The sequence below is a fragment of the Klebsiella sp. G-Nf4 genome, assembly GCF_002810615.1.
In the GTDB taxonomy this organism is placed as follows: Bacteria; Pseudomonadota; Gammaproteobacteria; order Enterobacterales; family Enterobacteriaceae; genus Klebsiella; species Klebsiella variicola.
Map to the genome: position 1 here is coordinate 238,107 of NZ_PION01000008.1, position 11,743 is coordinate 249,849.

At 57.3% G+C, this 11,743-nt stretch carries 13 protein-coding genes; 4 read left to right on the plus strand and 9 right to left on the minus strand.

Annotated features, from left to right (window positions below; translation table 11 throughout):
- Positions 1–246: 246 nt before the first annotated feature.
- Positions 247–2,385, plus strand: coding sequence for an ornithine decarboxylase (locus CWM57_RS17965; protein ID WP_061153322.1), 2,139 nt, complete (start codon positions 247–249; stop codon positions 2,383–2,385).
- Between the two features lie 111 nt (positions 2,386–2,496).
- Here CWM57_RS17965 and CWM57_RS17970 read toward each other — a convergent pair whose 3' ends face one another.
- The 4 genes from CWM57_RS17970 to mutY form a co-directional block, all read right to left on the minus strand.
- Positions 2,497–3,750 (minus strand): nucleoside permease, encoded by a 1,254-nt coding sequence (locus CWM57_RS17970; RefSeq protein ID WP_074387589.1) that lies wholly within the window; start codon positions 3,748–3,750, stop codon positions 2,497–2,499.
- 190 nt (positions 3,751–3,940) lie between these two features.
- Positions 3,941–5,023, minus strand: coding sequence for a membrane-bound lytic murein transglycosylase MltC (gene mltC / locus CWM57_RS17975; protein WP_061153324.1), 1,083 nt, complete (start codon positions 5,021–5,023; stop codon positions 3,941–3,943).
- Between the two features lie 48 nt (positions 5,024–5,071).
- Positions 5,072–5,347, minus strand: a complete 276-nt coding sequence (locus CWM57_RS17980; protein WP_004105744.1) for an oxidative damage protection protein — start codon at positions 5,345–5,347, stop codon at positions 5,072–5,074.
- Between the two features lie 27 nt (positions 5,348–5,374).
- A complete protein-coding gene (gene mutY / locus CWM57_RS17985) occupies positions 5,375–6,433 on the minus strand; it encodes an A/G-specific adenine glycosylase (RefSeq protein WP_100676282.1) in 1,059 nt (352 codons plus the stop codon).
- A gap of 136 nt (positions 6,434–6,569) precedes the next feature.
- On the opposite strand from mutY, the gene trmB reads away from it, so the two are divergent.
- Genes trmB through CWM57_RS18000 form a run of 3 tightly spaced genes read left to right on the plus strand, consistent with a single transcriptional unit; the run spans position 6,570 to position 8,385 of the window.
- Complete coding sequence (trmB, locus tag CWM57_RS17990) at positions 6,570–7,289, plus strand: tRNA (guanosine(46)-N7)-methyltransferase TrmB (RefSeq protein WP_061153326.1); 720 nt, start codon at positions 6,570–6,572, stop codon at positions 7,287–7,289.
- A complete protein-coding gene (locus CWM57_RS17995) occupies positions 7,289–7,615 on the plus strand; it encodes a YggL family protein (RefSeq protein ID WP_012540559.1) in 327 nt (108 codons plus the stop codon). Before trmB ends, CWM57_RS17995 begins: the two co-directional genes overlap by 1 nt.
- A 50-nt stretch (positions 7,616–7,665) precedes the next feature.
- Complete coding sequence (locus CWM57_RS18000; RefSeq protein ID WP_012540560.1) at positions 7,666–8,385, plus strand: DUF2884 domain-containing protein; 720 nt, start codon at positions 7,666–7,668, stop codon at positions 8,383–8,385.
- 40 nt (positions 8,386–8,425) lie between these two features.
- Here the strand turns inward: CWM57_RS18000 and hemW are convergent, their stop codons facing one another.
- The 5 genes from hemW to CWM57_RS18025 are packed head-to-tail and all read right to left on the minus strand — an operon-like array spanning position 8,426 to position 11,736.
- The gene (gene hemW / locus CWM57_RS18005) at positions 8,426–9,562 is read right to left on the minus strand and encodes a radical SAM family heme chaperone HemW (protein WP_100676283.1); all 1,137 of its coding nucleotides are present in this window, start codon (positions 9,560–9,562) and stop codon (positions 8,426–8,428) included.
- Positions 9,555–10,148: an XTP/dITP diphosphatase gene (locus tag CWM57_RS18010; protein WP_074387592.1), complete on the minus strand. Its 594-nt coding sequence runs from the start codon at positions 10,146–10,148 to the stop codon at positions 9,555–9,557. Before CWM57_RS18010 ends, hemW begins: the two co-directional genes overlap by 8 nt.
- A 12-nt stretch (positions 10,149–10,160) precedes the next feature.
- Positions 10,161–10,451, minus strand: coding sequence for a DUF167 family protein YggU (gene yggU / locus CWM57_RS18015; protein ID WP_002916614.1), 291 nt, complete (start codon positions 10,449–10,451; stop codon positions 10,161–10,163).
- Positions 10,448–11,014: a YggT family protein gene (locus CWM57_RS18020; protein WP_004205182.1), complete on the minus strand. Its 567-nt coding sequence runs from the start codon at positions 11,012–11,014 to the stop codon at positions 10,448–10,450. Before CWM57_RS18020 ends, yggU begins: the two co-directional genes overlap by 4 nt.
- A 20-nt stretch (positions 11,015–11,034) precedes the next feature.
- Positions 11,035–11,736: a YggS family pyridoxal phosphate-dependent enzyme gene (locus CWM57_RS18025; protein ID WP_012540563.1), complete on the minus strand. Its 702-nt coding sequence runs from the start codon at positions 11,734–11,736 to the stop codon at positions 11,035–11,037.
- Positions 11,737–11,743 lie beyond the last annotated feature (7 nt).

Consider the following 11,743-nt stretch of genomic DNA (forward strand, 5'->3'; position numbering starts at 1 on the left):
CTGCCATTATCTCGCCAGCGACGTCGCGCACAGATGCGCGGGCTGCCTCATCTTGCTACGCTTACCCCTCTGTTCACCATGCGGTGAAGGACACGTATGCTCACTGTAGGGCAACAGTAAGATCGGACGCGTCTGCTTTTACTGATGTCCGGCGGTCGGAGCTGAAATCCGTCAGACCCGGACACATCGTTGGGCAAGGTTTCCTTGTCTGAGATTTTTACACTCCCGATACGGGCATTTGCGCTTATGAAATCCATGCACATTGCCGCCAGCTGCGAGCTGGTCACCCGCTTGTCCACCCACCGTCGCGTTGTGGCGCTGGACAGTACCGATTTTACCGATGTGGCGGCCGTCGTCATCACTGCGGCTGACAGTCGCAGCGGCATCCTTGCCCTCCTCAGACGCAGCGGATTTAATCTGCCGGTCTACCTGCTGAGTGAGACGGCGGTCGAGAAGCCAGAGGGTGTACAGGCGGTGATCGCCGGTAAAGATCAGGAGTGGCTGGAGCTGGAGGCGGCGGCCTGTGATTATGAAGCGCGTCTGCTGCCGCCGTTTTTCAATACTCTGACCCAGTACGTCGAGATGGATAACAGCACCTTTGCCTGTCCGGGGCATCAGCACGGAGCGTTTTTCAAAAAGCACCCTGCAGGCCGTCAGTTCTATGACTTTTTTGGCGAAAATGTCTTTCGCGCCGATATGTGCAACGCCGACGTAAAATTAGGCGATCTGCTGATCCACGAAGGCTCGGCCAAGCACGCGCAGAAATTCGCAGCGAAGGTGTTCAATGCGGATAAAACCTACTTCGTCCTTAACGGCACCTCGGCGGCCAACAAAGTCGTGACCAACGCGCTGTTGACCCGCGGCGATCTGGTGCTGTTCGATCGTAACAACCACAAGTCAAACCATCACGGGGCGCTGATTCAGGCGGGAGCGACGCCCGTCTATCTTGAAGCCGCGCGCAATCCGTTCGGCTTTATTGGCGGCATTGACGAGCGCTGCTTTGATGAGCGTTACCTGCGGGATCTCATCCGCGAAGCGGCGCCAGAGAAAGCCAATGCCTCCCGCCCGTTTCGTCTGGCGGTGATCCAGCTCGGGACCTACGACGGCACGGTCTATAACGCCCGCCAGGTAGTGGATAAAATCGGCCACCTCTGCGATTACATCCTGTTCGACTCGGCCTGGGTGGGCTATGAGCAGTTTATCCCGATGATGGCCGACTGCTCGCCGCTGCTGCTGGAGCTGACCCCGGACGATCCGGGTATTTTTGTCACCCAGTCCGTGCACAAGCAGCAGGCCGGCTTCTCGCAGACGTCGCAGATCCATAAAAAGGATAACCATCTGCGCGGCCAGGCGCGCTTCTGTCCGCACAAGCGGCTGAATAACGCCTTTATGCTGCATGCCTCCACCAGCCCGTTCTATCCGCTGTTTGCCGCGCTGGACGTCAACGCCAAAATTCATGAAGGCGAGAGCGGCCGCCGCCTGTGGGCCGAGTGCGTGGCGCTGGGCATCGAGGCGCGGAAAGCGATCATCGCTAACTGCAAGATGATCCAGCCCTTTATTCCGCCGGTGGTGGCGGGGCGGCCATGGCAGGATCACCCGACCGAGGCGATCGCCCGGGAGCGCCGCTTCTTCAGCTTTGAACCGGACGCGCGCTGGCATGGTTTTGAGGGCTATGCGGACGACCAGTATTTTGTCGACCCGTGCAAGCTGTTGCTGACCACCCCGGGCATTGACGCTGAGAGTGGGGAGTACAGTGAGTTCGGCATCCCGGCGACCATTCTGGCGCATTATCTGCGTGAAAACGGCATCGTGCCGGAGAAGTGCGATCTCAACTCGATTTTATTCCTGCTGACGCCAGCGGAGAGCGCCGAAAAAATGGCGCAGCTGGTGGCGATGCTGGGACAGTTCGAACAGCATATTGAATCGGATACGCCGCTGGCTGACGTGCTGCCGACCATCTACAACAAATATCCGGTGCGCTATCGCGATTACACCCTCCGCGAGCTGTGCCAGGAGATGCACGATCTGTACGTCAGCTTTGATGTGAAGAGCCTGCAAAAGGAGATGTTCCGTAAACGGAGCTTCCCGCGCGTGGTGATGAATCCGCAGGATGCTAACCGCGAATTTATCCGCGGCAACGTGGAGCTGGTGCGTCTGAGCGAGGCGGAAGGCCGCGTTGCGGCAGAGGGGGCGCTGCCCTATCCGCCAGGGGTATTATGCGTGGTGCCCGGTGAGATCTGGGGCGGGGCGGTACTGCGCTATTTCCTCGCGCTGGAGGAGGGCGTCAATATGCTGCCGGGATTCTCGCCGGAGCTGCAGGGGGTCTATAGCGAAACGGATCCAGATGGCATTAAGCGGTTGTACGGGTATGTGTTGAAAGCGTAAACCGCGACCAGGTATTGTGCGCGTATTTTTGCCGGATGGCGGCTGGCGCCTTATCCGGCCTACAAATTCTGTAGGCCCGGTAAGGCGCCAGCCGCCACCGGGCAATGACGATCAGGCGCTCTGGCGCGCGGCGGCAGGCTGTCTGACGTGTTGATACTTGAACAGCGCCACGAAGGCAAAGGCCAGCACCAGCGAATAGCCAGCGAAAATCAGCCATACGCTCTGCCAGTTAGTGATCCCCTCGACGGTAAAGTGCTCAACCACTTTGCCGCTCACCATCCCGCCAAGAATGCAGCCGAAGCCGTTGGTCATCATCAGGAACATCCCCTGGGCGCTGGCGCGGATTTCCGGACGCACTTCTTTCTCAACGAATACCGAACCGGAGATGTTGAAGAAATCGAAGGCGCAGCCGTAGACGATCATCGACAGCACCAGCAGTACGGTGCCGAACGGCGTCGGGTCGCCGAAGGCGAACAGGCCGAAGCGCAGCATCCACGCGACGATACTCATCAGCATCACGTTCTTAATGCCGTAGCGGCTGAGGAAGAACGGAATGGTCAGGATAAACAGCGTTTCGGAGATCTGCGAAATCGACATCAGCACCGAGGCGTGCTCGACGATAAAGCTGCCGGAGAACAGTGGATCTTTATCGAAGCTATGCAGGAAGGTGTTGCCGAACATATTGGTGATTTGCAGTTCGGCGCCGAGCATCATCGAGAAGATAAAGAAGATTGCCATACGCTTGTTTTTAAACAGCGCAAAGGCGTTCAGGCCGAGCATCTCGGTCCAGCTCTGATTGCGTTGGGCGTTAGCGACCGGAATATGCGGCAGCGTCAGGGTGAACAGCGCCAGGACCACCGACAGGATCGCGCCGATATAGAGCTGCATATGGCTCAGCTCAAAGCCCGAGAAGCTCACGCCCCACATGGCGAAGATAAAGCCGATGGTGCCCCAGATACGAATCGGCGGGAAATCGGTGACGATATCCAGTCCTGCCGACTGCAGGCGGTAGTAGGAGATGGTGTTAATCAGCCCCAGCGTCGGCATATAGGCCAGCGAGTTGAGGAGGATCACGAGGAACATCTCACCCGGCGTGGTGACCTGCGCCGCGAGGTACAGCGTCAGCGCGCCCACCAGGTGGCAAACGGCGTAAACCCATTTAGCGCTGATCCACTTATCGGCGACGATGCCGAGCAGCGTCGGCATCAGCACCGCGGCGATACCGAGCGAGCTATACACTGCGCCGATTGCCGCGCCGTCAAACTTCAGCGTGACAAACATGTATGAGCCAAGCGTGGTCAGCCAGCTCCCCCAAAGGCAGAACTGCAGGAACGACAGTATTTTTAGCTGCAGCTTAAGATTCATGTATTTATCCTCACGAATGTGGGCTTGTTATGTTTTTTAAATAACATAACTACCGTTATTTTGATGCGATTCTATCATTCGGGTGTGAGATGCTTCTGTTAACTGCCGCAGAAAATCGAAAAGATATGACGAAGTATGTCATATAAATAGAGAGGCCCAGCGCGATGTCCGGGCCTGTGAGAGAGGAGCGTTATTTACGGCGATAGCTTTTCTGCGCGGTGTTAACTTTATACAGATAGCGGCGTGATTCGCCCGACGGGTGACGGGTGGTCAGCGTCTGATAGACATCGCCCGGCGCCATACTGTTAATAATGTTAGCCGCCTGCACTTTATCGCTGGAGAAGACGCGGAGCACGCTGCCGGCGCCGCCGTTATAGGCGGTGATCACCGCGTAGCGACGCGAGGTGGGGTTATCGATGCCAGCGAGATAAACATTGTTCAGCATCGCCAGATAGGCGGTACCGGTATCAATGTTATTTGCCGGGTCGAACAGATAGCTGCGGCTCGGCAGGCCGGATTTGCCCTGCGAACGGAAAACGTCTTTCCCGGCGCTGTGCTGGACGACCTGCATCAGCCCCATGGCATCGGCGTGGCTCACCGCATACGGGTTAAACGATGATTCTGTTTGCATAATTGCGAGGATCAGCGACTCATCAACACCGTATTTACGCGAGGCCTGACGCACCATGCCGAGATACTTATGCGCACGTTTGTCGAGGTGGTTCGGTACCAGATTGATGGTGATGCTGTAGATCACGCGCAGGCCGTTGCTGCGGCTCTTCAGACGGGTTTGCAGTAGATAATCGGCATAGCGCGCGGCGCGCCACTCCCAGCGGATGGATTCACCGGTGTTATCGACCACCTGACCATAGAGGAACGGCTCTTTGGAGATCTGAATATCATCGACGTCGGAGTAGAGGTCAATGGAGTTGGGGTCATCGCCCATCAGCAGCGTTTTGATGATCGCCTGACGCAGTCGCCCGCGCGGATCGGTACCCGCGATGGTCTCGACGGTGATCGTCCCGGCATCAAAGTTGATGTGGCTACGGGTTTGATATTGATCGGTGTATTTGACGTAGTCCTTCGGCCCGGCGAGCAGGACTTCGTTATACCCCCAAATGTTCTCGATGTTGTGGGCAAACTGGCCCATCAGGATATCGAATCCGTTCGTGTCCTTGACCCAGGCCTCGTTATATTCGGTGCCTTTTTTATTGGAGCTGGAACACGAAACGAGCAACGGCGCAATCAGCGCGAGCGCTAAGTATTTTTTCATCATTCCGGGCGTGCGTGTTGTGTTTGTTTTTAAAAGGCCACAGGGCCCTTACTGTTTTTCTGGCGGCGTGTAGCCTTCGATATGCACGTCTTTCCCTTCAAACAGGAACTGCACCATCTCCTGCTCCAGCAGCTTGCGGTGCTCCGGGTTCATCATGCTGAGTTTTTTCTCGTTGATCAGCATGGTCTGCTTGTGCTGCCACTGCGCCCAGGCTTCTTTGGAGATTTCGTTGTAAATGCGCTTGCCGAGCTCACCCGGATACAGCTGGAAATCCTGGCCGTCCGCTTCACGCTGCAGGAAAGTACAAAAAATGGTTCTGCTCATAATCAATCCTCTTTGATAGCCGAAAATTTATACCGGCGTTCCGGCTTTTAACTGTTGCAACAAGCGCTCCACGGGGGCCGCCAGTCCGACCGACGGCGGCTGCGCTAAGTTATACCAGAGTGCGTTGCCTTCATCCATGCATGCGCCAGATGAGTGCACTGTAAGCCACATCGGCACAATATCCAGGTGGAAATGGCTGAAAGTGTGGCGAAAGGCGGTTAATTGCGTCAGATTATCGGTCTTTATCTGACGCTGCGCCAGCCACTCGCGCAGCCCGGATTCGTCTGCAAACTGCGGAAAACAGAATAATCCGCCCCACAAACCCACAGGTGGACGCTGGGAGAGAAACACCTCGTCGCCGTGCTGCATCAGCAGGAAATAGCCGGTGCGTTCCGGGATGATCTGCTTCGGTTTTTTGCCCGGATATTCCGACCATGAATGGTTCGCATAGGCCACGCAGCCGTTGCTCAACGGGCACAGCTCGCACTTCGGCTTCGAGCGGGTGCAAACCATCGCCCCGAGATCCATCATCGCCTGGTTGAAGCGTTCTACCCCTTGCGCCGGGGTCACCTCTTCGCTGATATCCCACAGCCGTTTTTCGACCTCTTTTTTCCCCGGCCAGCCGCTGACAGCATAGCAGCGGGCGAGCACGCGCTTCACGTTGCCGTCGAGAATCGGATAATGCTGACCGAGCGAAAGCGACAGAATCGCCCCTGCCGTTGAACGCCCGACGCCGGGCAGCGCTGCCACTTCGTCAAAGGTTTGCGGGAAGATGCCGCCATGCTGTGTCGCCACCTGCTGGGCGGCTTTATGCAAGTTGCGCGCCCGCGCGTAGTAGCCGAGACCGGTCCACAGATGCAGCACTTCATCCAGCGGCGCGTTGGCGAGATCCACTACCGTTGGGAAACGCGCCATAAAGCGTTCAAAATACGGGATTACCGTGGTCACCTGGGTTTGTTGCAACATCACTTCGGAGAGCCATACTTTGTAGGGCGTCTTGGCGATTTGCCAGGGCAGGGTTTTACGCCCGTATTTGTCGTACCAGTCCAGAACCTGGGCTGAAAATTGCGCGGCGAGAAAAGTCAAAGCTATGGCTCCGGGATCGCGATTACAGGGTGGCAGATTGCAGCACAAGGGCGAGTGGCTGTAAACCCTTGCATCCGCCGGGTAACTTTGGATAATGCCCGTTTTCCGAACACTTTCACTAGCAGACTTAACTTTTATGAAAAACGACGTCATTTCTCCGGAATTCGATGAAAACGGCCGCCCGCTGCGCCGTATTCGTAGCTTCGTCCGTCGCCAGGGGCGCCTGACGAAAGGGCAGCAGCATGCGCTGGATAACATTTGGCCGGTGATGGGCGTTGAATTCAACGATGCGCCGCTCGATTTCGCTGCCCTGTTTGGCCGCGAAGCGCCGGTCACACTAGAAATTGGTTTCGGCATGGGGGCTTCGCTGGTGGCGATGGCAAAAGCCAAACCGGAACAGAATTTCCTTGGCATTGAAGTGCACTCCCCGGGCGTTGGCGCCTGTCTGGCTTCTGCTGAAGAAGAAGGTGTGCAAAATCTGCGTGTGATGTGTCACGATGCGGTGGAAGTGCTGCATACCATGATCCCGGATAACTCACTGAATATGGTGCAGCTGTTTTTCCCTGACCCGTGGCATAAAGCGCGTCATAATAAACGTCGTATCGTGCAGCCGCCTTTCGCTGAGCTGGTCAAAAGCAAACTGAAACTCGGCGGCGTCTTCCATATGGCGACCGACTGGGAAGCCTATGCCGAGCATATGCTGGAAGTGATGTCCTCGCTGGAAGGCTATCGTAACCAGTCGGCAAGCAACGATTACGTACCGCGCCCGGAATCGCGCCCGGTAACCAAATTTGAACAGCGTGGTCATCGTCTCGGCCACGGCGTATGGGACTTAATGTTCGAGAGGGTGAAATAATGGCCAAGAATCGTAGCCGTCGTCTGCGTAAAAAAATGCATATCGATGAGTTTCAGGAGTTAGGCTTCTCCGTCGCCTGGCGTTTCCCGGAAGGGACCACCGAAGAGCAGATCGACCAGACGGTCAACGATCTGATCGAAGAGGTGATTGAGCCGAACAAGCTGGCCTTCGACGGCAGCGGCTATCTCTCCTGGGAAGGTCTCATCTGCATGCAGGAGATCGGTAAGTGCACCGAAGAGCATCAGGCCATCGTACGCAAATGGCTGGAAGCGCGTAAATTAGAGGATGTGCGCACCAGCGAACTTTTTGACGTCTGGTGGGACTAAGTTTGACAAGGGTCGGCAACTGCCGGCCCGTTTTGTCTTAAGGGAGTTTTATGATGCGTAAAACGCTGCTGGCGGTGGCGCTCTCCGTCACCGCTTTGTCTGCCCATGCGGACTACCAGTGTAGCGTCACGCCGCGTGACGATGTGATCCTTAGCCCGCAGCAGGTGCAGGTGAAAGGGGAAAACGGCAATCTGGTGATAAAGCCGGACGGCAACCTGACCTTTAACGGTAAAGCCTATACTCTGAGCGCCGCCCAGCGCGAACAGGCGCAGGATTACCAGGCCAGCCTGCGCAGCAGCCTGCCGTGGATTGACGAAGGTGCGCGTTCGCGAGTCGAAAAAGGCCGTAAGGCGCTGGATAAAATCATCACTGAACAGGTTGGCGCCAACAGCAGCATGCACGGTCGCCTGACCAAGCTGGACGCGCAGCTGAAAGAACAGATGAACCGCATCATTGAGCGCCGCAGCGATGGCCTGACCTTCCACTATAAAGCTATCGACCAGGTACGCGCCGATGGCCAGCAACTGGTGAATCAGGCGATGGGCGGCATTCTGCAGGACAGTATTAACGAGATGGGCGCGAAAGCGGTGCTCAAAGGCGGCGGCAACCCGCTACAGGGCATTCTCGGCAGCCTCGGCGGCCTACAAACGGCGATTCAGGATGAATGGAAAAACCAGGAGGCCGATTTCCAGCAGTTTGGTAAGGACGTCTGCAGCCGGGTGGTCTCGCTGGAGGATAGCCGGAAATCGCTGGTTGGCTCGCTGAAATAAAGACATGGCGGTCCGCTTTCCGACAGGACCGCCTCTGCGTTTACTCGTTCAGAAATAACTCAAGCAGGGAATTCAAAAACAGCTTACCGTGCTCGGTGATCTGCCAGTTCTGCTCGTCTTCCTGTAGATACCCCTGGGCTATCGCCGCGTCCAGCTGGGGGCGGATCACCGCTTCCTCAAGACCGGTATAGCGGCTAAATTCTGCGCGCGGCGCGGCCTCCAGCAGGCGGAAACGGTTCATAAAGAACTCAAACGGTTTATCCGCCTCTTCCACATCATGCTGACGCTCGAGGTAGCGGCCCTCCATATACCCGCGTGGGTGGCGGGTTTTGGCGGTCCGCAGGATGCGTCCGTCAGGGAAGGTTATCTTACCGTGCGCGCCGCAGCCGACGCCGAGGTAGTCGCCAAAGCGCCAGTAGTTGAGATTATGCTGACACTGGAAGCCCGGTTTAGCGTAGGCGGAAGTCTCGTACTGCTGATAGCCGGCGGCGCTCAGCAGCTGATGCCCCTGCTCGAAAATATCCCATAGCGCGTCGTCATCCGGCAGCACCGGCGGCCGGGAACCGAACAGGGTGTTCGGCTCAATGGTCAGCTGGTACCACGACAGGTGCGGTGGATTCAGCGCAATCGCCTGACGCAGATCGTCCAGCGCCTCCTCCAGCGACTGGTCCGGCAAACCGTGCATCAGGTCGAGATTGAAGCTGCGCAGGCCCAGGCCGCTGGCGAGACGTGCCGCGCGTTTGGCCTCTTCCGGACCGTGGATCCGCCCCAGGCGCTGCAGCTTCGGTTCGCTAAAGCTTTGTACGCCGATGGAGATGCGGTTTACCCCGGCGCGCTGGTAATCAACGAAGCGATCGGCCTCCACGGTGCCCGGATTGGCTTCCATAGTGATTTCCGCCCCGGCGGCCAGCGGCAGGCAGGCGCGGACGCCATCCAGCAGAGTTTGCATGGCCGGGCCGGACAGCAGGCTCGGCGTACCGCCGCCGATAAAAATAGTGCCTATTTCCCGTCCCTGGGCATATTGCGCATCGGCCTGCAGATCGTTTAGCAGATGCTGGACGTAATCGTCATGCGGCACCTCGCCTTTCAGCGCATGCGAATTAAAGTCGCAGTACGGGCATTTCTGCACGCACCAGGGAATATGAATATAGAGACTCAGCGGCGGCAAATTAGCCATTACGTAATGCTTCCAGTAACAGTTTTAGCGCTTGCCCACGATGGGAAATCGCACTCTTTTCTTCACGGCTCAGTTCAGCCGCGGTTTTCCCTTCTGACGGGACGAAGAAGATCGGGTCGTAGCCGAAGCCACCCGTACCGGCGGCTTGTCGGGTGATTACCCCAGGCCAGCTGCCGTGGCATACCAGCGGCGTGGGATCTTCGGCATGGCGCAGATAGACCAGCACGCAGTGAAACTGCGCCTGACGCTTGTCGTCCGGCACGTCCTTTAACGCGTCGAGCAGCTTCTCAAGATTCTGCTGGTCGGTGGCGTTGACGCCGGAATAGCGGGCGGAGTAAATACCCGGCGCGCCGCCAAGAGCATCGACGGCCAGACCGGAATCGTCGGCGATGGCCGGCAGGCCGGTGATCTGTGCCGCATGACGCGCTTTCAGAATCGCGTTTTCAATAAAGGTCAGGCCGGTCTCTTCCGCAGAGTCCACGCCCAGCTCGGTCTGAGCGACGATATCGAGACCAAAATCTTCCAGCAGCGAGGCCAGTTCGCGCACTTTACCGGCGTTGCCGGTCGCGAGGACGACTTTTTGCATGATGAATCCTGTTTATTCAGTTAGCGCCGCGACCGCAGTCGGGATCTGTTGTGGGGCGATGATTTTAACTTGCTTATGGCGACCCAGCTCGCCTTTTTCAATCAGTACCTGGCTTTTGGCTACGCGGAACTGTTTGGCGAGAAATTTCACCAGGTGGGCATTGGCCTGGCCATCAACGGGCGGGGCGGTAATGGCGACTTTGAGCTCGTCGCCATGTACGCCCACGATGCTATCGCGGCTGGCCTTCGGCTGAATGTACAGCCTCAGCACCAGCCCGTCAGCACAGGTTTCAACGGCACTCATAGCGCCATCCACAGCCCCGGCAGCAGCACGTTACCGGTGGCCTGCAGCACCTCGGCGACGCCCATATTAATCACGTACAGCAGCAGCACCAGCACCATCGGTGAGAAATCGATACCGCCCATCGACGGCAGCAGGTTGCGGATAGGGCGCAGCAGCGGGTCCGCCAGCTGCATCAGCACGTACTCCACCGGACTACGGCCCTGGCTGACCCAGCTCATGATCGCCATCAACAGCAGCACCCAGAAGATCAACGAGCCGATGGTTTTCAGCAGAATAAGCAGGGCGGAGATCCAGATGATCGGCTGGAAGGTGATCACCATAAACAGCACGATCGCTTTGATGACGCAGAGAATAAATGCCACCAGCAGCGAGGCGCTGTCAATCGGCCCCATCGCCGGGATAATCCGGCGCAGCGGCCCGACAATCGGCTGCGTGGCCTTCACCACAAACTGCGAAAACGGGTTGTAAAAGTCGCAGCGCGCCCACTGCATCCAGACGCGTAACAACACGACCATCGTATAAAGCTCAATGACCGTTGAAAGCAGGAAAGTCAACGTCTTCATGGCGTTCCTCAGATTCCTTATTATTTGCTGTAGTCGCGCGCACCAAAAATAGCTGTGCCGATGCGCACCATCGTGCTTCCCGCCGCGATTGCGGCTTCCATATCGTCCGACATTCCCAGAGACAACGTATCGACCGTGGGGTACCGCGTTTTTAATCGCGCAAATGCTACCGCCATTTGCTGGGCGACGGCAAACTGCCTTACATATTCTGACTCAGGCGCTGGGATGGCCATCAGACCGCGCAGCTCCAGATGAGGTAACTCAGCGATCTCTGCCGCTAATCCATCGAGCGCTTCCAGCGGTATGCCGGATTTGCTCTGCTCATCGCTGATGTTGATTTGAATCAGCACCTTCAGCGGCGGCAGATGCGCCGGGCGCTGTTCGTTCAGGCGGGTGGCAATTTTCAGCCGATCGACGGTATGGCACCAGTCAAAATGCTCTGCCACCAGCCGGCTTTTGTTGGACTGTAGAGGGCCAATAAAGTGCCACTGCAGCCCACTGACGCCGGCCTGCTGGAAATGGTTAATCTTTTCCACGCCCTCCTGGACGTAGTTTTCACCAAATGCCCGCTGGCCTGCCGCGATGGCTTCTTCGATCGCGCTCGCAGGTTTTGTTTTACTCACTGCAAGCAATGTCACTTCTTCTGGCGCACGCCCGCAACGAGCGGCGGCACCGGAGATTTTGTCCCGGACCTGTGCCAGGTTATGCGCAATATCGTTCATATTCCGA